Origin of the sequence: Paenibacillus taihuensis (assembly GCF_003386535.1) — a bacterium.
GTDB classification, from domain to species: Bacteria; Bacillota; Bacilli; order Paenibacillales; family Paenibacillaceae; genus Paenibacillus_Z; species Paenibacillus_Z taihuensis.
Genome location: NZ_QTTN01000001.1, coordinates 257,485 through 280,477, shown reverse-complemented (window position 1 = coordinate 280,477; position 22,993 = coordinate 257,485). Strand labels below are relative to the sequence as shown.

Below are 22,993 nucleotides of genomic sequence, written 5' to 3'. Positions count from 1 at the left end.
ACTCTTCACTATATGGTCAGGCTGCCTGCCTCATGATTCGATCGCATAACTTCTGCAACAATTGATGGTAAAATCCGTCATAATAGGTAGCTGAGAGTAAATAGAAGGGGGAGAATGCCGTTGCGAATGAGAAAGCACATGTTGAAAATTCAGATCGCATTGCTTGCAGTAATACTGGTGCTGACAGGCTGCGGAGAGAGAGCGGGCTCGGAGCTGAAACCGCGGGCGGATGATAAAACGGAACGCTGGGTCATGTCAGATACGATGCCGAGCGAGTTTGACTTCTCGGTCAAGTTTGGCTATGGCGAGGTGAATAAGAACGAAGTCAACACATATACCGATACGGTCACGAAGGACTTGATTGTAAAAGGTACCGCGACGGCAAACCTCGCCTTATCAGCGGACGAGATGGCGAACATCTATGCGAAAATGAAAGCGATCGAAATTATGAATATCGATATCGAGCCATACAAGCCGGGTGCCAGCACTTGCGAGCAAACGCCATACGGGGAAGATACGTGGAAAATAACGATAGACGGCGCAACGCGCGAACTCACTTGGACGGATCGGCATTGCACGGTTTCCAATGATGCGGAGAAGCTGAAGCAGCTTCGCGTTGACATCATGAAGATCGTCGCTGCCAGGGAAGAATACAAAGCACTGCCTGCTGCTGAAGGCGGTTATGACTGACCATCACAAACAAAAAAGCATCTTGCTCACCCTTGGCGGATGAACAAAATGCTTTTTCCATTTCTACCTGCTTATTCGCCAGTTACAACTTGACCCGGCCAGCTCAGCATGCCGCCAAGCACATTCACGACTTCATAGCCTTGCGTGGCTAAGTATTCGCTCACTCTGCCGCTGCGGTTGCCGCTTCTGCACACCAGGTAGAGCGGCTCTTCCATGTCGTTCAGCTCGCCAAGGCGCTCGATAAATACCGACATCGGGATGCTGATCGCTTCTTTGATATGGCCGGATTCCCACTCGTCAGGCTCGCGAACGTCAATGACGCTCAGCTTCTCGCCTTCACGCAGCCGGGTTTCCAGCTCGCTTGCCGTAATTTCTCCCATTGCTGTTACCGCTCCTTCAAGCTTAAGTTACTTGTGCTAGTAGCATTTTACTCTTCATGAGCTCTCGATGTCCACCATATTCCGGCTCTGGTGCAATTAAAAAACAGCATCCGAGCGAACCCGGACGCTGTTTATCCCATTACACGCGAACCGCAGTACCGCTGACGGCAACCATCAGCATGCCTTCACGCACCACTTCGTAATCAATATCGATACCGACAATCGCATTAGCACCGAGGCGCGACGCTTGGCTGGACATTTCGCTGAACGCAACGTCCCGCGCTTCCTTCAGCTTCGTCTCGTACGCGCCGGAGCGGCCGCCGACGATATCCGTAATCGACGCGAACAGATCGCGTACGATGTTAGCGCCCATAATCGCTTCTCCGGTTACTACGCCGTAATATTGCTGAATCGGTTGTCCTTCAATCGTTGGTGTCGTTGATAAAATCATGCTTATCCCTCCCAATTGGTATATGCTCACATACGGCGCAGCCTCGCAAAAGGATTCAAAATCAAATCTGATACATCGCAGCCGGCAGCCCGTCTGCTTTGTCATCCTCCGTAAAATGAATCCGCACGACTCGCTCGCTTTGCTGCTCGAACCAGATGCGCACCGTCACTTCGAACTCCTTCGATCCTTTGCGCAGCTGCAGACGGAAGGTCTCGGACATCAGCCCGCCTTCTTCCACCTTCCGGCCGACATGCTTATAGTCGATGATATCGGCGTGATATTTCTTAGTCGTTTCCTTCATCGCAAGCCTGCCCCACTTGGCATACGTCGGTTCGGCTCCAGCTTGAACGGCCGACGTGCTTAGCATCAGCACGACCAGCACCATTGTCATCCATATTGCTCTCATCGTTCAATTCCACCTCCAGAATATAGGCGAAGGTAGAATTCCCCATCCGAGGCATGAATATGCAATAACCTTCCAATTAGTTGAGTTGTCCGAACTTATTGAGCGGCCAGAGCCTGAATACGGCACGACCTTCGACGCTCGAGTAAGCGATCGGTCCAATCGCACGGCTGTCCATGCTGTTCTCGCGGTTATCGCCCATGACGAACACGGTTTTCTCCGGCACCGCATATGGCACTGGCAAGCCATTGGAGTAAGAACGTCCTTTTATGTATGGTTCATTCAACGCCTTGCCGTTGATCGTCACTTGTCCGTCATCCGTAAAGTCGATCACGTCGCCTGGCAAGCCAATGACCCGCTTAATAAGCCGTTTGTCGCTCTCCGGCCCGTTAATGATGACAATATCTCCGCGGTGCGGCGACTCGAAATGATAGCTCAGCTTGTCCTCAATGAGGCGCTGGCCTTCGACGAGCGTCTTCTGCATCGATATATTCTTGACCTCCGTTTGTGCAAACGCGTAGTTCTGCACGAGCAGTGCTACGACTATCGCCACCGCGAGCGAGACGAACCAATCCCTCAGCTCTCGCACCCAAGACCTCTTCACGCTCTGATTCGGTATTTTACTCGTCTCCATCCAAGCTCTCCTTCCCGGTTTACATCCTTCTCAATCAACCTTCTGCACGCACTTCCCTTTATACGACTGAAGCTGCGCAATAGTTTCCTCACAATCCCCTGCCCGGTAAAAAATATTGCCGTGCCTCGTCCCATGCGATACAGTTAGGAGGATTGTTCTCATTTTATCGTAAAAGGAGTGACCCTTCCTTGTCTACTGCAGCTGTGACGTCCGAGAAACCGCTAATTGCCGCGAACCGGACGGATCACCTCATCTTCATCGTCGTTACGCTGCTCTACTGGTCGACGCTATATGTGTACGTGCCGATCCTATCCCCTTTCATGACAAGCAGAGGATACGCCGACGTGCTGATTGGTGTCGTGCTTGGCAGCTACGGCTTTATCCAGATGCTTGTGCGCTTCCCGCTCGGCTTGTATTCCGATAAGCTGCATAAGCGCAAACCGTTCCTCATGCTAGGCATGATCAGCGGCGCACTAAGCTGCTTGCTATTTACAATACCCGGCTCCTGGCTGTGGCCGCTCGCAGGCCGGATGATGTCCGGCGTATGCGCCTCGGCATGGGTTGCATTTACCGTGCTCTATGCTGCCTACTTCGCATCGTCAGAAGCCACGAAGGCGATGAGCAACATCAGCTTCATGACCGTGTCCGGTCAACTGATCGGTATGACGCTAAGCGGCTGGCTCGCAGGCGAATTCAGCTATAATGCTGCCTTCACCACGGGCATCTTCCTCGGGCTTGCCGGACTCGTGCTCGCTTTCGCCGTGAAGGAGCCGCGCGAAGGCGTCAGCCGACCTCCGATTTCGATGCAGCATCTGCGGGAAGTGTTCAAGACGCGAACCCTTGTGCAAGTGTCTACGCTCTCGATTCTCGCGCACTGCGTGCTGTTCATCACGATGTTCGGCTTCACGCCGCTGAAAGCGACATCGCTCGGCGCTTCTAACACGCAGCTGACGCTCATTGTCATTGCCTTCATGGTGCCGCATGCCTTTACCTCGCTCATCTCGGGCAGATGGCTCGCACCTCGCTTCGGCAGCATGAACGTCATCGCCGTCGGCTATGCGCTCAGCGCCATCTTCACCGTCGCGATTGCGTACTCGCCATCGCTCGGATGGCTCGCCGCGACGCAGGCGCTGAATGGACTTGCGCAGGGCATGCACCTGCCGCTGCTGCTGGGACTCGCCATTCAGCCCTTCGCCTCTTCGAAGCGCGCGACAGCAATGGGCTTCTACCAGGCGATCTACTCCGTCGGCATGTTCGCGGGCCCGTTCCTCGCCGGCTTCATCAATGATGCCTTCGGCCGCGACTATGGCTTCTGGCTCGGCGGCTGCTTCGCCGTTATCGCATTGATCCTGGCACTAAGCTGGCGCCGCGCCAACGCTCATCTCTAATGCAAAAACACCTGCCGCATCCTTCGATCGGCAGGTGTTTTATTTTCACACATATAGTTACATGCATTCTTCCGGATCTTCAACCGATGCGTCTTCCACATTGATTTTCTCCGCTACCGTATCGCGAATAACCGATACGATTGTTTGCAGCAGGTAGTTGATGTCTGCTTGGCTTTGTTGGAAGTCCGATACGATCGGGATACCGTCCAGCTCATCCTGCAGCACTTCGATTTCTTGCTCAATCTTCGCAACCATATCTGCGTTCTTGAACGTAGTCTCGAATGCGACAACTTCCTTCTGCTTCTTCTTGATTTGCGCGATCAGACCTTGCACGCGCTCATTGCCATTAATCTGTTTCTCGGCACGCTGGAACTGTTGAACCTCTTCCGATGTGAAGATCATGCTTGCCAATTCTTTCGTCTTCGCCATAATGTCGGCGCGAACGATGATATCTTCTGTATTGAATTTCGGTACTGCGCAGCTCGTACCGTGATCGTGATCGTGGTCATGCTTATGTTCGTGGTTTGCCAATGGTTCCAGCTCCTCTATGTCGTTAAGATACTGCTTCTTCATTCATGATGGATGTTAAAGGCTCTGCCTTCACATACCAGGTTGTCGCTTCTGTCACTTGCGCATCAATGAATTGACCGATCCATTCTGCTGGACCTTCCATGTGCACAAGCTTGTTCGTACGTGTCCGTCCGGACAGCACGTTCGCGTTATTCTTGCTCTGGCCCTCGACCAGCACTTCGATCACTTGTCCCAGGAGCAGCTCGTTGCTCTCGCGGCTCAATTCGCCGATAAGCTCGTTCAGACGAGCCAGTCTCGCTTTCTTCACGTCCAGCGGAATGTTATCTTCCATATCCGCGGCTGGCGTTCCTTCGCGAGGCGAGTAGATGAACGTGTAAGCCAATGAGAAGCCCACTTCGCGTACGAGCGACAGCGTCTCTTCGAACTGCTCGTCCGTCTCCCCTGGGAAACCGACGATAATGTCCGACGTCAACACGACGTCCGGAATCGCCCGCTTGATTTTGCGGACAAGCTCGAGGAACATCTCGCGCGTATACTTGCGGCTCATCCGCTTGAGCACTTCCGTGCTGCCAGACTGTACAGGAAGATGGATATGCTCCACCAGATTGCCTCTCGTACCTAGCACCTCGATCAGATGATCGTCGAAGTCACGCGGGTGGCTCGTCATGAACCGAATGCGCGGAATGTCGATCTTGGACATATCCGCCATCAAATCACCGAACCGATACGTGATATCTTCAAAATCCTTGCCATATGCATTCACGTTCTGACCGAGCAGCGTAATTTCCTTGAAGCCTTGACGCGCCAGCTCACGGACCTCTGCGATCACGTCCTCTGGACGTCTGCTCCGCTCTTTACCGCGTGTATATGGTACGATGCAGTACGTACAGAACTTGTCGCAGCCGTACATAATGTTGACCCAGCCGCGCATGCCTTCCCGCTTCTTCGGCAAGTTCTCGATAATGTCGCCTTCCTTGGACCACACTTCAACGACCATCTCTTTGCTGAACAGCGCGTCCTGCAGCAGGTAGGGCAGCCTGTGAATGTTGTGCGTACCGAAGATCAAGTCAACGAAGCTATGACGCTGCATAATGCGGCTCACGACTGTCTCTTCCTGGGACATACAGCCGCAAACGCCGAGTATGAGATTCGGCTTCTCGAGTTTCAGATGCTTCAAATGGCCAAGCTCGCCAAACACCTTATCTTCCGCATTCTCGCGAATCGCACATGTGTTCAGAAGAATGACATCCGCTTGGTTACGGTCTGCGGTAGCCCGATAGCCCATTTCTTCGAACATGCCTTTCATAACTTCCGTATCATGCTCGTTCATTTGGCAGCCATATGTCGTGATGTGATAGAGCTTGCCATGGCCAAGCTGCTTCAGCTCCGCAGGGATTGAAGATTCATAGTGAACTTGAATCTCTTCCTTGCCTCTGCGTTTCTCTTCTTTGTGATTAGGGGCAGCATTCACCGTTATATCTCGACCGTTAATCCGGTAAGTTGTTTTGCCATCGGCTTCCTTCAGCACTTTGGCGCCTGAGAAGTCAAAGTACTTGGAGAAATCCTTCCCATTGCCTGCGGATTCTTTCTTCACGACTATTCACGCCCCCTCAACCTACGTGTACATTCCAATATTATAGCAAACCGACATCACATAATAAAGAGAATGAGAATGCTTCTGACAGAAGGAGACGAATATTGTAACAAAAAAGAGACAATTCGCCATATGAGCGAAATTGCCTCTCTTGAACTGCTATGAACCGATAATCTCCGCTTGATCACCAGTCTTGGCGCCGGCTGCATTCGCTTCATCCGTATCCATATGCATATCCAGTGCAAAATCAGGCGACACCCTTGCAACGACATTCTCGAACACAAGGCCGCGCTCCCCTTGCAATCTCACTGTCAGCCGCTGCTTGTCAGCGATGCCCCAGCGTTCAGCGTCACTCGTGTGGAAGTGAATGTGACGAGCAGCGACAATAACGCCTTCGTCGATCGTTACTTCGCCTGCAGGTCCTTTAATCGTAATGCCTGCGGAGCCGGCAATATCGCCAGACTCACGTACTGGCGGGTTAATACCCAACTGGAAAGCGTCGGTACGCGACACTTCGAGCTGCGTCCGCTTTCTAGCTGGACCGAGAATCCGCACCTTCGCGAAGTTTCCCTTCGGTCCAACGACTTCGACTGTCTCATTCGCCGCGAATTGCCCAGGCTGCGATAGATCCTTGAACACCGTTAGCTCCGCGCCTTGACCGAACAACGCTTCTACGTGCTCCTTCGATAGATGAATATGTCTAGCAGATACGCCAACCGGAACCATTTTCATATGTAATAACACCTTTCTGTCATGTCGTTAAGAAAGGCATACCGTTCGCATGGAGCGACGATATGCCTTCACTATTATGCTTCTTATTTAAATTCTGTAAGCAGCTTGTCGAACTGGTCTTGAGACAGCGACAAGTCTTGGTTAGCAAGACCTTCCGGCTTGAAGCCGCTGATCATGGACTCGTACGATTGACGCTCTTTGTTCTGGTAGATAAGGCCAGTAAGCATGCCGTTTGTTTCCATAATCTTGTTCATCGCCGCAACGCGGTTCGATGGATCGTAATCCGGGAATTGATCCAGATTCACGATGTTCTCTTTGAACCAGTCGTATGTGTTCACTTTGTTGAACGTTACGCATGGGCTGAATACGTTGATGAGCGAGAAGCCTTTGTGATTCAGACCTGCTTCGATAAGCGAAGTCAGCTGCTTCAGATCGCTGGAGAACGATTGCGCGATGAATGTTGCGCCAGCGGACATTGCAATTTCAAGCGGCGACAATGTGGACTCGATCGAGCCTTCCGGCGTCGACTTCGTTTTGAAGCCTTCAGCGGAACGCGGCGATGTTTGACCTTTAGTCAGACCGTAAATTTGGTTATCCATAACGATGTAAGTCAGGTCGATGTTACGGCGAATCGCATGAACCGTGTGGCCCATACCGATTGCGAAGCCGTCGCCGTCACCGCCGGAAGCGATAACCGTCAGCTCGCGGTTCGCCAGCTTCACGCCTTGCGCGATTGGAAGCGCGCGGCCGTGAATACCGTGCAAGCCGTACGCATTTACATAACCGGAGATACGTCCAGAGCAGCCGATACCCGAGATAACAGCCAATCCTTCCGGCTCAAGACCGACGTTTGCAGCAGCACGCTGAATTGCAGCCTGTACGGAGAAGTCTCCGCAGCCTGGGCACCAGTTCGGTTTTACGTTGTTACGAAACTCTTTAAATGTTGCCATCTTAGACCAACTCCTTGCATGCTTTGTGCACTTCGGAAGGCAGGAACGGATTGCCGTCGTATTTCAAAATGCTCTTGATTTTGTCGCCGTAGCCTGTGTGCAGCTTCACTTGGTCAGCCAGCTGTCCGGTCGCATTGTTCTCGAGAACGACGACATTCTTCGCGCCAGCCAAGTAAGACTTCACAAGGTCTGCCGGGAATGGGTGAATTTGACGGATTGTAATGTGGTTCGTCTTCAAGCCGTCATCTGTAAGACGAAGACGCGCTTCGTCGATTGTACCGCCAGTCGATCCCATACCGATGATAAGCAAGTCCGCTTCCGCATGAGGTGCGTCTGCACGAACCGCATCACGGATGAGCATGCCGTTCATCTTGTTAAGACGCTTATCCATCATCTTCTTGCGATTGATCGCGCTCTCCGATGGGCGCCCAGTTTCGTCATGCTCAACGCCTGTAACGTGGTGCAAGCCGTGCTTGTCGCCAGGGATAACACGCGGCGAGATGCCGTCTGCTGTTAACTCGTAACGCTTGAACAACTCATTCGCTTCGAGCTCTGGCAGGTCACGAACGATTTTACCGCGGTTGATCGGCACTCTATTGAGATCCAGCGGCTCGCAGGATTGCTTACCGAGCGAGAGCTGAAGGTCTGTCATGAGAATAACCGGAACTTGGTATTGCTCCGATAGGTTGAAAGATTCAATCGTGTCGTAGAAGCAATCTTCGAGCGATGCTGGCGCGATGACGATCTTCGGAATTTCACCGTGCGTACCGTATACCATTGCGTTCAAGTCGGATTGCTCTTGCTTCGTCGGCAAGCCTGTCGAAGGACCGCCGCGCTGCGTATCTACGATAACGAGCGGCGTTTCTGTCATACCTGCAAGACCGATCGCTTCCATCATGAGCGACAGACCAGGGCCTGCAGAAGCTGTCATCGTACGAACACCTGCATAGTTTGCACCGATTGCCATCGTTACGGCTGCGATTTCGTCTTCCGTTTGAACGACTGTGCCGCCGAATTTAGGAAGCTTCTTGATCAGGTATTCCATGATCTCCGAAGCTGGAGTAATTGGATATGCGCTCATCAGTCGGCAGCCGCCAGCGACAGCGCCTAGGCCGATCGCTTCGTTACCGATCATGAACAGCTTCTGTTTGCCGTCAGCCGGCTCCAGACGGAATTCTTCCAGCGGACCGCCAGCAAGCTCAAGGACGAAATCGGAGCCGCGTTTAACCGCTTCGATGTTCTTCTCTACGATTGCCGGACCTTTACGGCCGAACTCTTCTTCTACTGCTTTATTAAATACATCGATAGGCAGGCCGAGCAGCGCCCAAGACGCGCCGGATGCCACCATGTTCTTCATCAGGGATGTGCCAAGCTCTTCTGCGATCGAAGTGATTGGTACCGGGAATAGACGAGCGTTAATGCCCTCAGGCAATGTTGGATTGAACTTCGCATCCGCAACGACTACGCCGCCTGGACGCAGCTCATGTGCATTCAGATCAATACTTTCTTGGTCGAACGCAACGAGGATGTCCAAATCATCCGAAATCGCCAGCATCGGCTTCGTGCTAATCCGAATTTTATTATTCGTATGACCGCCTTTAATACGTGACGAGAAATGGCGGTAACCATACAAGTAGTAACCCAAACGGTTAAGTGCTGTCGAGAAAATACGGTCGGTACTCTCTACGCCTTCCCCTTGTTGCCCACCGATTTTCCAAGACAATTGACTAATCAAAATGCCCATCTCCTCTTTTGATGAACCTGCAATATTTTCGACATTCGACATCGCTTTACAATAAAATATTAAAAATTATTAACAGTCACATAAATTTTATGTCTCAAAGTAGTAAAAAGCAAGAAGGAATCTCGGATTTCTCGCATAGTTCTTTTCGATTATATCCATATCACAAACAGAATGGAATCGGATGATCGTTCAGTCAGGCAGATGCATTGCAAGAAATCGCAGCATATTTCCTGAACAGAAGCCCGCTACTGTAGACTCGGAATAATGCGATAACAGCGCCTTTTGCAGCTGTTCCACCTCTCCAGGATGCGCTAGTCCATCCACGTACGTTTCAATGCCGTCAAAGTCCGAGCCGAACATGAGCTGCTCCGCCCCGCCTAGCTCGCAGATGCGCTCTATGTGACGCAGCACGTCAGCAATTTGTACGGGATGATGAGAGGCGACAAATTGCGGCACGAAAGTAACCCCAACCATTCCTCCTGCGGCAAGCAGCGCTGTCAGCTGATCATCAGCTAAGTTGCGCGGATGCGGGCAAATCGCGCGGCAATTGGAATGTGATGCAATGACTGGCTTCGATGAGAGATGGAGCACATCCCAAAATGCGCGGTCGCTCAAATGAGACACATCAACCAGTATACCCAATCTATTACATTCTTCTACTAGGGCGCGGCCTTTTTTTGTCAGACCGCCTCCTCTTGGCTCCATAACACCGTCTGCTGCCCAGTTCGCATGGTTCCAGGTAAGTCCGACAGCCCGGACGCCAAGCGCAAACAGAATGCGCAGCATTGCGAGATCGCCGTTAAGCCCGTCCGCCCCTTCAAGCGACAGCATCGCCCCGATCTTGCCGCTGCCCTGCAGCTTTGCAGCCTCGTCTGAAGTTCGCACGAGGGTAATCTCCGGCACCGTCAGCACCTTGCGCTGGAACAGATCAATGCTTCTCAGAATGGGCAGCATAGACTTCTCCATCCGCTCTGATACATAGATGGCGAACGTCTGCAGAACAGCGCCTGCCTGCCGCAGTCTCGGCAATGTCACGTCTAGCGCATTCGTGACATCCTGTTCGAACGAGAGCGATGGATTCTCCAACAGCTTCCATAGCACATCACAATGAAAATCAGCACTATACAGCTCAGCCATTTTCACTACGCCTCCTTTTGGTTAGCAGAAAGAATAGATTAACGCAAAAAAACCTGCCTACGTTGTAAACAGGTCGATTGGATTGCTCCCATATTTAAGCTTCTATTGTTCTATCTCGGTTCGACAATCAGCTTTATAGCCGTCCGGTCTTCGCCGTCAATCATGATGTCTGTGAATGCAGGGATACAGATGAGATCCACACCGCTCGGGGCGACGAATCCTCTTGCAATCGCAACCGCCTTAACCGCTTGATTCAACGCACCAGCCCCGATTGCTTGTAATTCAGCCGCGCCGCGTTCGCGTAATACGCCTGCAAGCGCCCCTGCAACAGAATTTGGATTGGACTTTGCTGAAACTTTTAAGACGTCCATGGAAAGTATACCTCCTCGGGAATGATGGATGAATACCACTATTTAGATAGTATTCGATAGAGGGGAAAAAATTCCTTCTTATTTCCGTTATCATTAGCAAAATCTTCTGAATTGCGAGAATTTTAATAGAATAGCAATGCGACTGTTGACGAATGAACGCAAAATAAGCATCCGTGCATAAAAAAATGGCTGCTACATGAGCAGCCAATCTGTTTCGGTAAGCCGTACTTTCTGGATTTTCTTCGCTTTGCCAGTTGCATCGTCGATCTCCACCACAATTGCGTGGAAATGCCAATCGCCCTCGTCCACGACGAACCGCGTAGGCAGCTGTGTCAGAAACTTATGAAGCACCGCTTCGCGCTCCATACCTAGAACACCATTCTTCGGACCGACCATACCAACGTCCGTTATGTACGCTGTACCGCCTGGCAGAACAGTATCATCATTCGTCTGGACATGCGTATGCGTGCCAAGAACAATCGATGCGCGCCCATCCAAATACCAGCCCATCGCAATCTTCTCCGAAGTCGCTTCTGCGTGAAAATCAACGAGGATGTTTTTCGTCTTCTGCTGGAGCTCCGTAATCAGCTCATCCGCTTTGCGGAATGGACAATCGATTGGCGGCAGGAACGTCCGGCCTTGCAGGTTCATAATGGCAAGCTCCTTGCCGTTCGCCTTAATGATCGTCGCGCCTTGACCTGGCAAGCCCTCGGCATAGTTCGCCGGTCTAACGATACGGTGCTGATCGTCAATCCATTCAAAAATATCTTTATTGTCCCACGTGTGGTTGCCCATCGTAATGCCGTGTACGCCAGCATCAAGCAGCTCTTTCACAATCGCCGCTGTAATGCCTCGACCTGCAGCAGCATTCTCACCGTTCGCAATAATGATATGCGGGTTGTACTTGGACTGCAGCGCAGGCAGCACCTTCTTCACCGCAGCGCGGCCGACACTGCCGACTATATCTCCAATAAACAATACATTCATTCGAACCATACCTCTCTAATCCGAGCATGAACGGCTGTCGCCGATCTCTGCTTCGCGTAGAAATATAAGGAAAGTATAGGCAACCTATACTTTCCTTATATTTTAAGACTAGAAAAGTGGCCGCAAGCAGCCACTTTTCTAGGTTTATTGCTATGAAAGTTATTTCGCATATTCGACAGCCCGCGTCTCGCGGATAACTGTAACTTTAATATGCCCCGGATAATCGAGTTCACTCTCGATCTTCTTCGTAATATCACGCGCCAGACGGAATGCTTCGGTATCGTCGATCTTCTCCGGTTGTACCATGACACGAACCTCGCGGCCTGCTTGGATCGCGTACGATTTCTCAACACCTTCGAACGATTCGGAAATGCCTTCAAGCTTCTCTAGACGTTTAATATACGTTTCGAGCGTCTCTCTTCTCGCACCTGGACGTGCCGCCGACAACGCATCAGCTGCGCCGACGAGCATTGCGATAACCGAAGTTGCTTCGCAATCGCCGTGGTGAGAAGCGATACTGTTGATAACAACAGGATGCTCTTTGTACTTCTTAGCCAGCTCTACGCCGATCTCGACATGTGAGCCTTCCACTTCATGATCGAGCGCTTTACCGATATCGTGAAGCAATCCTGCACGTCTTGCAAGCGTAATGTCTTCACCCAGCTCTGCTGCCATGAGGCCCGACAAATAAGCGACTTCCATGGAGTGCTTGAGCACGTTCTGACCATAGCTTGTACGATATTTGAGACGGCCTAAAATTTTAATGAGATCTGGATGCAAGCCATGCACGCCAACTTCATACGTCGCCTGCTCTCCGTATTCACGGATACGTTCGTCCACTTCTTTACGCGACTTCTCAACCATTTCCTCGATACGTGCAGGATGGATACGACCATCTGCAACAAGCTTCTCAAGGGATGTCCGAGCGATTTCACGACGAATTGGATCGAAACCAGACAAGATGACCGCTTCCGGTGTATCGTCGATAATGAGATCGATACCGGTCAACGTTTCTAGTGCGCGAATGTTGCGGCCCTCACGTCCGATGATACGGCCTTTCATCTCTTCATTTGGCAATGCAACTACAGATACTGTAGTCTCAGCCACATGATCTGCGGCACAACGTTGGATCGCAAGCGAGATAATATCACGTGCCTTCTTATCTGCTTCTTCCTTCGCTTGCTGCTCGATCTCTTTAATCATTTGTGCAGTTTCGTGGCGAACCTCTTGCTCAACGTTCGTCAGAATGATTTGCTTCGCATCCTCCATCGTCAAGTTCGAGATACGTTCAAGCTCACTAAGCTGCTGCTTGTAAAGGGTATCGATTTGTTCTTGCGTTTCCTCGATCCGCTTCTCTTTGTTGGCTACTTGTTCTTCTTTGCGTTCCAGCGCTTCTATTTTTTTATCCAACGACTCTTCTTTCTGAATCAGTCGTCTTTCAAGACGCTGTACCTCATTGCGACGTTCGCGAATGTCTCTTTCAGCTTCGGTACGGAGCTTGTGGACTTCATCTTTCGCCTCGAGAACCGTTTCTTTCTTAAGCGCTTCGGCTTCTTTCCTTGCATTGTCAATAATCTGACTAGCAGCCTGCTCGGCGCTTGAAATTTTGGCCTCGGCGATCGATTTGCGAATAAAATAACCGACACCAAAGAAAATTACACCAACAACGAGAACGATCAGGATCCAAACCACTGTTTGCATCTTTCTCACCTCCTCGTTGCTCACCTAAGCAAACGCTTGGGAATAGTATTTGGTTTTTTTTACAGCCGGTTTTTAACCCGATACGTACATACTAATTGACGAAAATAATCGGTTCGAATCAATTTTTGGAAGGAAAATCGATTCTAGAAATGAATAATACAAACTTATTGTATCTTTTGTGAAAATCAATTGTCAAGCATGTGCCCATCATCATCATCTTCCATTCGCTGCGCCGCAGCCTTGACCGCTTCACGCACAACACTCATCGGAAAACCACGGCGCAGAAGAAACGCAGCAAGCTTCTGCTTCCTCTCGCGCGGCTCTCCTTTTATAAACGGCCACTTTTTGCGGGCCGCCCGAACCGCGACTTCCGTCTCCGACTCCGAGCTCAGCTCCTGCGAAGCTTGCTTCGCCATATCCTTGGAGATCCCGCGCTGCCGCAGCTCCTGCTGAAGCAGGCGTCTGCCCTTCAGCTGCGTTCTCATCTTCTCTGACGCGTACATGTTCGCGTAAAGATTATCGTTTACCAAACCTTCCTGCGTCAGTCGCTCAATCGCTCTCGCTGCCGCATCGGCATCGATCTCTTTCTTTGCGAGGTAACGCAGTATCTCCTTCTCCGTCCGCTGCCTCGCCCCAAGGTATGCAAGCGCCGTGATGTAGGCGCGGTGCCTGCTGTCCTCTTCCACGATCTCCTTCAGCTCATCGGCATAGATCTCGCGTCCCTTGAGCAATCGGAACTTAATGAGCAAGTCCTCGTGCACATCGATATACGGTTCCTTCGAATCATTGACAAACAAATGGTAACGCTGCTTTGCTTTCCGATCTTGTTCCACACCAGTAATAACTAGCACTGCCTTCCCTCCCTCTCACCATTCGAGCCTACAAAAATAGAGAAGCACCTGTTAGCAGGTGCTTCTCTTATCCCACCAATCGATGGCATACGCCAACATCGGTTTATTCAAGCTCCAAGTCCAATTCATCCTCGAAGTCGTCATCGTCGTCTTGGCTTACTGGCAGATTTCCTGCCGCAGCAGCTGCAACGTTGCTTGCTTCACGAATTTGCTTATCGATCACGGCTGCAATATCCTTGTGATCCTTCAAGAACTGCTTCGCATTCTCACGGCCTTGGCCGAGACGCTCGCCGTTGTAAGAGAACCAAGCGCCGCTCTTCTGGATAATCTCCATCTCAACGCCGATATCAACTAGGCTGCCCTCTCTCGAGATGCCCTCACCGTACATAATATCGATTTCCGCTTGCTTGAAAGGAGGAGCTACTTTGTTCTTTACGACTTTAATACGAGTCCGGTTACCGACAATATCATTGCCTTGCTTCACGGACTCAATACGGCGCACATCAAGACGAACCGTGGAGTAGAACTTCAGTGCACGACCGCCTGGCGTCGTCTCAGGGTTACCGAACATAACGCCGACTTTCTCACGAAGCTGGTTGATGAAGATTGTAATCGTCTTCGATTTGCTGATCGCACCGGACAGCTTACGAAGCGCTTGCGACATTAGACGAGCTTGCAGACCTACGTGGGAGTCACCCATATCGCCCTCGATCTCCGCCTTCGGAACGAGTGCCGCAACGGAGTCAACGACTACGATATCAACAGCGCCGCTGCGCACGAGCGCTTCAGCGATCTCGAGACCTTGTTCACCTGTATCCGGCTGGGATAGCAGCAACTCGTCAATGTTAACGCCAAGCTTGCTTGCGTACGATGGGTCGAGCGCGTGCTCGGCATCGATAAACGCAGCTTGTCCACCTGCGCGTTGAACTTCTGCGATTGCATGCAGCGCAACCGTTGTTTTACCGGAAGATTCCGGACCATATACTTCGATAATACGGCCCCGTGGGAAACCGCCAATTCCAAGTGCAATATCTAACGCCAGCGAGCCGCTGGATACAGTTTCAACTTGCATATGAGTAGATTCACCGAGCTTCATAATAGAGCCCTTACCAAATTGCTTCTCTATTTGACGAAGCGCCATTTCGAGTGCGGCTTTACGATCTGCCAACGAACTCACATCCTTCATTATTTATACTTGTATGATACCTTGTTTCATTCGCTTTGACAAGAGTTTTTACGAACATATATTCTTATTTTCTCTTTTGGCCAAAAAGAAGAAAAAAAGAACCGCAGCAAAGTAATCTTCGCCACGGTTCTTCCGTCTAGTGTCGATTATAGTCGATCACAATTAAGCTGGCAAGCTATATTTTAGCAAACTGCAGCGTTACTCAATCTCTGCACCAGAGAGCGCCTGCCAAAGCCGATACATGATCGACTTCGCCGCGCGCAGGCGGATAATGCCGCGATTGCCGCTCAGATGCGCGGTGAACACCCGCGTAGGCTTGCCCCGCTCCGCAAGCCCGAAATAGACGAGGCCGACCGGCTTCCCTTCGGACTCCGCCGGACCTGCAACACCGGTCAGCGACACGCCGAAGTCGCTGTCCGCATGCTCGCGCACGCGTTCCGCCATAAGCGCAGCGGTCGATTCGCTGACCGCCCCAGGCGCGTCCGTTCCCTCCAGCTGCGACATCGGGATACTCAGCAGCTTATGCTTCATCATGTTCGTGTATGTCACGACGCCGCCGGCAAACTCTCCGCTGCTGCCAGGAATTTGCGTGAGCAGCTGTGCGAACAAACCGCCAGTAAGGCTCTCAGCGCTCGCCAGCGTCCGCTTAGACGCACGCAGGAGCCGAATAACCGCCTCTTCGAGCGGAATATCCTCACGCGCATAGAGATGCTTCCCGACACGCGACTTGATCTGCTGCTCGGTCGCCTCTAGCCGCGAGTCTGCTTCCGCTTGTTCCAGCGCTTTCGTTGAGATGCGGATCGCGACTTCCCCATCCTTCGCATACGGTGCAATCGAAGGATCGGTCTGCGCATCGATGAGATCAATCAGCGCCTCTTCCAAGCTGGATTCGCCAATGCCAGCGAACATCAGCTGACGCGAGAACAATTTACGTTCCTCGCCCATGATTGATCGGATCCATGCTTTAGCTGGACCTTCGAACATCACTTTCATCTCGCGAGGCGGGCCTGGCAGCAGCACATAATGCGTGCCATCTTCCGTTAGCGCATTACCTACTGCCAGCCCCGCATCATTCATCAGCGGCTCGCTTCCTTCAATAAGATGCGCCTGTCTGCGATTGCTTTCCACCATGTGAATGCCGCGCGAGCTGAAGAGCTCTTCGATTTTGTCCATCGAAGGCTGATGGAGTTCAATGCTGCGGTTCAAATAGTCGGCAAGCGCATCCTTCGTGAGATCGTCCTGCGTCGGGCCAAGCCCGCCTGTGAAGATAATCAGATCAGCTCTTGTACGAGCGAGTTCGATCGCTTGGCGAATTCGGGCGGCATTATCACCGACAACCGTCTGAAAGTAGACATCAATTCCAAGCTCTGCAAGCCCTTGCGACAGATAAGTCGCATTCGTGTTCACAGTCTGGCCAAGCAGCAGCTCCGTCCCGACCGCGATAATTTCAGCACGCATCTCAACATCTCCATTCCTATGTAGATAATCGTCTATCCCGCTAATAGCAGCAATAAGGCAAATAAAGCACCACCTCTTCTATTATTCAGAAGAAGTGATGCTGTATGCAATGGGAAAATGGAGGACTATTGATTAATTGGAATCAGATTCTTATTCTTGACGAAATAATCGATTCCGGAATAAATGGTGATCAGAGCCCCAGCATAGCTGGCAATCACGTCAAACGGGATGTCCAGGAATGCAAACGGAAAATTGTTCAATAGTAGAGCGATAATCATCGTAATTTGCACAGCCGTTTTCCACTTGCCCCATTTGCTCGCCGCCATAACAGTGCCTTCAAGCAGCGCAATTTGACGCAGCCCGGTAACAGCGAACTCGCGGCTAATGATGACAATTGCAATCCAAGCGTCAAGCTTGGACATCTCAACAAGCGAAATAAGAACTGCAGCAACAAGCAGCTTGTCCGCGAGCGGATCAAGCAGCTTGCCGAGATTCGTTACAATCTTATTCTTACGTGCAATGTAGCCATCTAAACCATCTGTACTTGCTGCGATGATGAAGACGAGCGCAGCCAAAATTTGATTCCATGTAATGGAGAAATCGGAGCCGGAAATCGTGAGCGGCTTCAAATCCACATTAATTAAGAGCAGCACCATTATGATCGGAACCAAAAAGATGCGGGCAAGTGTAATACGATTGGCTAAATTCACGATAGTCCCTCCCCGGACATATCAAACTCATAAGCGTGCGTAATGCGCACTCTTTGAATTTCACCGATAGCGGCTTTGCACTTCGAGATGAACACTTCACCGTCAATCTCCGGCGCATCGTAAGCCGAGCGGCCTACATATACATCGCTGCGTCCGTCATAGCGCTCAACAAGCACATCGATCTCTTTGCCGATATGTTTGCCGTTCAGCTCCTTGGACACTTGACGCTGAATTTCCATCAGTGTGTTGGAACGCCATTCCTTCACGTCCTCCGGCACCTCGTTCGGCAAGCGAACTGCAGGCGTATCTTCTTCCGGCGAGTAAGTGAACACACCAAGGCGGTCAAACTTCATCTCACGTACAAAATCGCACAGACGCTCGAAATCCTCTTCGGTCTCACCAGGGAAGCCGACAATAATCGATGTACGAAGCGCAACATCCGGAATACGTGAACGAATGCGCTGTACGAGCGCACGCGTATCTGTCTGACGACCAGGACGGCGCATCCGTTTGAGGATGGAGTCCTCGCTGTGCTGCAACGGCATATCGATGTAATTACACACCTTAGGGTTGTTCGCGATTGTCTCAATCAACTCGTCCGAGAAGAAGCCAGGGTAAGCATAGTGCAGACGCACCCATGCAATGCCTTCCACTTCGCTAACGCGATTAAGCAGCTCCGGCAGCATGAATTTGTCATACAGGTCCGTTCCGTAATTCGTCGAATCCTGTGCAATCAGACTGACTTCCTTCACGCCTTGATCCGCAAGCTGCTGCACTTCGGCAACAATCGACTCGATCGAACGGCTGCGGAACTTGCCGCGCATAATCGGAATCGAACAGAATGTACATGCATTATCGCAGCCTTCAGCAATCTTCACGTAGGCTGTGTAACGCGGCGTTGTAACGAGACGAGGAAGCTTCTGATCATAGTCGAATGCCGGGTTGCCAACCTTGACCGGACGTTTGCCGTTAAGCGCCTCATCCACAATATCAGTAATGTGGTGGAAATCGCCGGTTCCAACAATACCGTCGATCTCAGGCATTTCTTCCATAAGCTGCTTCTTGTAGCGCTGCGTCAAACAGCCGGATACAATAAGAGCCTTCAAACGGCCCGTTTGTTTGAATTCAGCCATATCGAGAATCGTATTGACCGATTCCTCTTTCGCTGCATCAATAAAGCCGCAAGTGTTTACAATAATAACCGTAGCGTCGTCCGCCTGATCTACCAGCTGGTAACCGCGCGCATCGATTAATCCGGACATAATCTCCGAATCCACGAGATTTTTCTCGCAGCCTAACGTTACTACTTTAACTCGTTCTGTCATTATATCCCCCAAACCCCTCCGAAAAGCTATCCTAACAAGTATAATACAAGGCATATGCAGTGTCAAAATAGGAAAAAGCCCCTTGTGCCAGCACATAACACGGCATTTCGGGACTTTAGTGTACCATATTTATCATTAACGATAGTTCGTAAATTGCAGGTCGATCTGTAAATCTGCACCTCTTAACATCGCCATGACAGCTTGCAAATCATCCAAGCTCTTGCCTGTTACACGAATGGAATCGCCTTGAATCTGGCTCTTCACCTTCAGCTTGGAATCCCGGATGAGCGTGTTGATCTTCTTCGAAATATCCTGCTCGATGCCCTGCTTCAGCTTGATTTTCTGTCTAACCGTACCTGCGGAAGCGCCCTCCAGCTTGCCGAACTCCATGTTCTTGATCGGAACGCCGCGTTTGATCATTTTGGATTGCAAAATATCAATAACGCTCTTCAGCTTGTACTCATCATCAGAAACGACAACAATATCGTCCTTCTCGAGCGTAATGCTGCTCTTGCTGTTCTTGAAATCAAAGCGCGTCTCGATCTCACGCTCTGCTTGTGTGATCGCGTTGTTCAGCTCTTGCATATCGACTTTCGATACAATATCAAACGAGTTCTCTGCCATTCTTCATTGCAGCTCCTTTACAACTTTTTCATGCACAGTATTATAACGCATCTTCATGCGTAAGAAAAGGCATTCATCCCTGCGATTTCCAGGAAGAATGCCTTTCACTATTGCGTTGTTGCCGGCGTTTCCGTCGTCTGCGTCTTAGTTTGCGTACCTGCAGGCGTCCCAGCGGACTCATCCATATTCAGCTGCATCCTGCGCGGATTCGCTTTATTGCCATCACTGATTGCGACGCCGTCGAGTGTCACCTCAACCAAATCGGCACGTCCTACGTTCACATAAGCAGGGCCGTCAATATCTACGTTTTCCGTTCCGCCCGTTGTATCGAATTGCTTCTGGTAAATATATTTACCGCTGCGGTTCTTGCTCTTTATGCCGACCCAAACACGGCCAGTTGCAGTGAAGGTAACGGTATGCTTACCTGCCGGGGATACGGTGTAGAAATCAACCGTTCCGCTTGAGCGGTCCAATACCATCGTAGTCGTTGGCGGAGGCGGTGTCTGTTCGACCGGAGGCGTCTGCTCATCCGTCGTCGCAGGCGGTACATTGCTCGCTTGATCACCAGTCGAGTTATCTGTCGTCGTCTGATTCGAGCCGGAATTATTCGTGTTCGTACCGTTCTTAACGGTGTCCTTGTCAGGTGTTACCGGGGGCTGCTGCGTCTGATCCGTCATCTTCGTCTGATCGGCCGCATTCGCATTATCCTTGCTAGGCTGCTTAATGGCATAGATGTAGACTAGCACTGCAATTAGAAGAAGGAATGACCACATCAAGGCGCGGAAGCCCCACCGGCTAAGTCGATCGGATGTATGAGATTGTGCCCTGCGGCGCGGTCGCTGAACGGGTTCTATCACTTGTTCCGGAACGCTAGCAGGGATTTCATTCGTATATAAGCGAAGCACCTCTTCAGCATCCAAGCCGACTGCTTCTGAGTAGTTCTTTACAAATGCGCGTACGTAGAAAGAGCCAGGCAGCACCTTATAATTGCCGTCCTCAATCGCTTCTAGATAGCGTTTACGAATTTTCGTTAATTCTTGGATATCATCCAGTGACAAATTACGCTGCTCCCTGGCTTTCCGCAGCAAAGCGCCTAAATCCGACAAGACCACACCTCCTTAGGTTAAAAATCGTCGTACCCCATCGTAAACTTCTCGTATGAGATTTCTTCATCCGGCGTATTGCGAAGCTCGATAATATAATCGAAATCGCTGTATTCGAAGGCAGATTCTTTAACGAAAATATCTGGATGCTCGATGACCTTCGTCGAAGGCATCGCCATAATTTCTTGTAGAAGTGCATGATGCTTCTCGTTAGATCTTATCGTGCTTACAATACCGTCGATGATAAAAATATTGTTCGGCGTCATTTCCTCTTCCGACAGCTGACTGCGGACGGTTTGGCGAAGAAGCGTCGATGAAACGAACGTCCATCGTTTATTGGAGCATACACTGCCCGCGATAATCGATTCCGTCTTCCCTACACGCGGCATTCCGCGAAGTCCGATAATCTGATTGCCTTCCCGTTTGAAGACTTCGCCAAGGAAATCCACGAGCATCCCAAGCTCATCGCGCGTGAAGCGGAATGTCTTGCGATCGTCGGAATCACGCTCAATATAGCGGCCGTGGCGCACGGCAAGAATATCAACAAGCCGCGGCTCCCGCAGCTTCAATACCGTAATATTATCTACCTTCTGCAGCATTCGGCCGAGAATTTCGATCTTCTCATCATCATTCGTCTGGAGAAGCATCCCTCGCGTGCGGTTCTCTACACCGTTGATCGTTAAGATATTGACTTCAAGCATCCCGAGCAGCGAAGCGATGTCGCCAAGCAGACCAGGGCGATTCTTATGTATTTTATATTCCATGTACCACTGTTTGAACTCCATACGACACCTCAATTTAAGAATAAGAAGGAAAATGCGGTTCTAAAAAGTTTATTCTACAATATTCGTCAAAATCCTGCAACTTCATCAAAACATTACAGAAAAGCCTCCACTATAGGGAGGCTTTTCCGAATCATTCAGAAATTATACGTTTCATGGCTTGAATTTCTGAATGAACGTTTACGATTGTTGGACAAGCTTGACCATAAGGCCAGCAATCGTTTTGCGCTCTGACTCATCGCCGACATCCCATAGCTCTTTAATCGCGCGTTCCTGCTCATTCTTCGGATCGACTTTTTCACCGAGGAAAGAGCCGATTTCATAAGCAAGATTCGCAATCGCATCTTCATTCAAGCCCATACCCTTAGCTTGTGAAACACGATCGTTCAAGAAGTTTTTCCATGTGTCGTAATTAGAAAGGACAGTTGACATTTAATGTTCTCCTCCTTTGCGCGTTAGCCGTTACTCGGCAACAATCGTATTTTGCGCGCAAAGCCCCCTTCTTATACAACAACCGCCCGTCAGGTCAGCCAGCCGCCGTTCGGACTGATGATCTGGCCTGTAATATAAGCGGATTCGGGAAGCGACAAGAAATACACGAGCGATGCAATTTCCTCCGGCTGCGCGAAGCGGCCAAGCGGAATTTCCGACTCGAGCGCACTCTTCTCTTCCGCGTTAAGGTTGTCCAGCATAACCGTATCGACCGCGCCCGGTGCAACGGCATTGACCGTGACGCCGGATGGCGCAAGCTCCTTCGCCAACGCTTTCGTGAATGCGTTCATTCCGCCTTTACTGGTGGAATAAAGCACTTCGCAAGAGGCACCGGACATCCCCCAAATGGACGAGACGTTAATGATGCGGCCGAAACGCTGCGTTATCATGCCCGGCATGAACAACTGCGTACAGAGGAACATGCCCTTCAAGTTTACATCCATTACTTCATCCCATGCTTCATCCGTCACATCGGCAAGCATGCTGTAATGAGCAATGCCGGCATTGTTCACCACAATGTCCGGCATCATGCCTCGCTGATCCAGTTTCTCACGCATCCGGATCAATTGCTCGCGGGAACGAATATCCGCATTTACGGTCAATACGTTCGCCGCGCCAAGACGCATACAGTTGCGGGCTGTTTCGTTCGCCGCTTCATGCGCTTGATTATAATGAATGACCACGTTCATGTTCTCCGAAGCGAATCGGCGCGCAATTGCTGCGCCGATCCCCCGGCTTCCCCCAGTAACAAGAACGGTCATTTCCTTTA

The 22,993-nt window shown here is 50.8% G+C and carries 25 protein-coding genes; 2 read left to right on the top strand and 23 right to left on the bottom strand.

Features of this window, described 5'->3' with window-relative positions:
• Positions 1-126: 126 nt before the first annotated feature.
• Positions 127-690: a hypothetical protein gene (locus tag A8990_RS01450; RefSeq protein ID WP_245995794.1), complete on the top strand. Its 564-nt coding sequence runs from the start codon at positions 127-129 to the stop codon at positions 688-690.
• Between the two features lie 71 nt (positions 691-761).
• Here the strand turns inward: A8990_RS01450 and A8990_RS01445 are convergent, their stop codons facing one another.
• The 4 genes from A8990_RS01445 to lepB all read right to left on the bottom strand — a co-directional run bounded on the left by A8990_RS01445 (position 762) and on the right by lepB (position 2,558).
• Complete coding sequence (locus tag A8990_RS01445; protein ID WP_116187227.1) at positions 762-1,070, bottom strand: rhodanese-like domain-containing protein; 309 nt, start codon at positions 1,068-1,070, stop codon at positions 762-764.
• A 139-nt stretch (positions 1,071-1,209) separates the two neighbouring features.
• Positions 1,210-1,521: a heavy metal-binding domain-containing protein gene (locus A8990_RS01440; RefSeq protein WP_116187226.1), complete on the bottom strand. Its 312-nt coding sequence runs from the start codon at positions 1,519-1,521 to the stop codon at positions 1,210-1,212.
• Between the two features lie 61 nt (positions 1,522-1,582).
• A complete protein-coding gene (locus A8990_RS01435) occupies positions 1,583-1,927 on the bottom strand; it encodes a DUF3889 domain-containing protein (RefSeq protein WP_116187225.1) in 345 nt (114 codons plus the stop codon).
• A 76-nt stretch (positions 1,928-2,003) separates the two neighbouring features.
• On the bottom strand, positions 2,004-2,558 hold the full coding sequence (lepB, locus tag A8990_RS01430) for a signal peptidase I (RefSeq protein ID WP_116187224.1): 555 nt from the start codon (positions 2,556-2,558) through the stop codon (positions 2,004-2,006).
• Positions 2,559-2,746: 188 nt separating this feature from the next.
• Here lepB and A8990_RS01425 point away from each other — a divergent pair, with 188 nt between their 5' ends.
• On the top strand, positions 2,747-3,946 hold the full coding sequence (locus A8990_RS01425) for an MFS transporter (RefSeq protein WP_245995793.1): 1,200 nt from the start codon (positions 2,747-2,749) through the stop codon (positions 3,944-3,946).
• A gap of 57 nt (positions 3,947-4,003) precedes the next feature.
• On the opposite strand, the gene A8990_RS01420 is transcribed toward A8990_RS01425, so the two are convergent.
• The 19 genes from A8990_RS01420 to ymfI all read right to left on the bottom strand — a co-directional run bounded on the left by A8990_RS01420 (position 4,004) and on the right by ymfI (position 22,985).
• Positions 4,004-4,477, bottom strand: a complete 474-nt coding sequence (locus tag A8990_RS01420; protein ID WP_245995792.1) for a YlbF/YmcA family competence regulator — start codon at positions 4,475-4,477, stop codon at positions 4,004-4,006.
• Between the two features lie 22 nt (positions 4,478-4,499).
• Complete coding sequence (gene miaB / locus A8990_RS01415) at positions 4,500-6,071, bottom strand: tRNA (N6-isopentenyl adenosine(37)-C2)-methylthiotransferase MiaB (protein ID WP_116187221.1); 1,572 nt, start codon at positions 6,069-6,071, stop codon at positions 4,500-4,502.
• Between the two features lie 159 nt (positions 6,072-6,230).
• Positions 6,231-6,803: a phosphate propanoyltransferase gene (pduL, locus tag A8990_RS01410; RefSeq protein WP_116187220.1), complete on the bottom strand. Its 573-nt coding sequence runs from the start codon at positions 6,801-6,803 to the stop codon at positions 6,231-6,233.
• A gap of 83 nt (positions 6,804-6,886) precedes the next feature.
• Positions 6,887-7,753 (bottom strand): 2-oxoacid:ferredoxin oxidoreductase subunit beta, encoded by an 867-nt coding sequence (locus A8990_RS01405; protein WP_116187219.1) that lies wholly within the window; start codon positions 7,751-7,753, stop codon positions 6,887-6,889.
• Position 7,754: 1 nt separating this feature from the next.
• On the bottom strand, positions 7,755-9,488 hold the full coding sequence (locus tag A8990_RS01400) for a 2-oxoacid:acceptor oxidoreductase subunit alpha (protein ID WP_116187218.1): 1,734 nt from the start codon (positions 9,486-9,488) through the stop codon (positions 7,755-7,757).
• Between the two features lie 198 nt (positions 9,489-9,686).
• The gene (locus tag A8990_RS01395; RefSeq protein ID WP_116187217.1) at positions 9,687-10,634 is read right to left on the bottom strand and encodes a dipeptidase; all 948 of its coding nucleotides are present in this window, start codon (positions 10,632-10,634) and stop codon (positions 9,687-9,689) included.
• 110 nt (positions 10,635-10,744) lie between these two features.
• Positions 10,745-11,005: a stage V sporulation protein S gene (locus A8990_RS01390; RefSeq protein ID WP_116187216.1), complete on the bottom strand. Its 261-nt coding sequence runs from the start codon at positions 11,003-11,005 to the stop codon at positions 10,745-10,747.
• Positions 11,006-11,197: 192 nt separating this feature from the next.
• Positions 11,198-11,992 (bottom strand): TIGR00282 family metallophosphoesterase, encoded by a 795-nt coding sequence (locus A8990_RS01385; RefSeq protein ID WP_116187215.1) that lies wholly within the window; start codon positions 11,990-11,992, stop codon positions 11,198-11,200.
• Positions 11,993-12,151: 159 nt separating this feature from the next.
• A complete protein-coding gene (gene rny, locus A8990_RS01380) occupies positions 12,152-13,693 on the bottom strand; it encodes a ribonuclease Y (RefSeq protein ID WP_116187214.1) in 1,542 nt (513 codons plus the stop codon).
• Between the two features lie 185 nt (positions 13,694-13,878).
• Positions 13,879-14,544, bottom strand: a complete 666-nt coding sequence (locus A8990_RS01375) for a RecX family transcriptional regulator (RefSeq protein WP_116187213.1) — start codon at positions 14,542-14,544, stop codon at positions 13,879-13,881.
• A gap of 103 nt (positions 14,545-14,647) precedes the next feature.
• On the bottom strand, positions 14,648-15,712 hold the full coding sequence (gene recA / locus A8990_RS01370; RefSeq protein ID WP_342772780.1) for a recombinase RecA: 1,065 nt from the start codon (positions 15,710-15,712) through the stop codon (positions 14,648-14,650).
• Between the two features lie 216 nt (positions 15,713-15,928).
• Positions 15,929-17,188 carry a competence/damage-inducible protein A gene (locus A8990_RS01365; protein ID WP_116187211.1) on the bottom strand — a complete coding sequence of 420 codons (1,260 nt, stop codon included), beginning with the start codon at positions 17,186-17,188 and terminating at the stop codon, positions 15,929-15,931.
• Positions 17,189-17,313: 125 nt separating this feature from the next.
• On the bottom strand, positions 17,314-17,898 hold the full coding sequence (gene pgsA, locus A8990_RS01360) for a CDP-diacylglycerol--glycerol-3-phosphate 3-phosphatidyltransferase (protein WP_116187210.1): 585 nt from the start codon (positions 17,896-17,898) through the stop codon (positions 17,314-17,316).
• Positions 17,895-19,223 (bottom strand): 30S ribosomal protein S12 methylthiotransferase RimO, encoded by a 1,329-nt coding sequence (gene rimO / locus A8990_RS01355; RefSeq protein WP_116187209.1) that lies wholly within the window; start codon positions 19,221-19,223, stop codon positions 17,895-17,897. Before rimO ends, pgsA begins: the two co-directional genes overlap by 4 nt.
• A 135-nt stretch (positions 19,224-19,358) precedes the next feature.
• The gene (locus A8990_RS01350) at positions 19,359-19,847 is read right to left on the bottom strand and encodes a YajQ family cyclic di-GMP-binding protein (RefSeq protein ID WP_116187208.1); all 489 of its coding nucleotides are present in this window, start codon (positions 19,845-19,847) and stop codon (positions 19,359-19,361) included.
• A gap of 107 nt (positions 19,848-19,954) precedes the next feature.
• Positions 19,955-20,953, bottom strand: a complete 999-nt coding sequence (locus A8990_RS01345; protein WP_181909346.1) for a RodZ domain-containing protein — start codon at positions 20,951-20,953, stop codon at positions 19,955-19,957.
• 17 nt (positions 20,954-20,970) lie between these two features.
• The gene (locus A8990_RS01340) at positions 20,971-21,735 is read right to left on the bottom strand and encodes a DUF3388 domain-containing protein (RefSeq protein WP_116187206.1); all 765 of its coding nucleotides are present in this window, start codon (positions 21,733-21,735) and stop codon (positions 20,971-20,973) included.
• A gap of 177 nt (positions 21,736-21,912) precedes the next feature.
• Entirely contained in the window at positions 21,913-22,164 is a 252-nt protein-coding gene (locus A8990_RS01335; RefSeq protein ID WP_116187205.1) for a DUF3243 domain-containing protein, read from the bottom strand.
• Between the two features lie 89 nt (positions 22,165-22,253).
• Positions 22,254-22,985, bottom strand: coding sequence for an elongation factor P 5-aminopentanone reductase (ymfI, locus tag A8990_RS01330; RefSeq protein WP_116187204.1), 732 nt, complete (start codon positions 22,983-22,985; stop codon positions 22,254-22,256).
• Between the last annotated feature and the right edge of the window lie 8 nt (positions 22,986-22,993).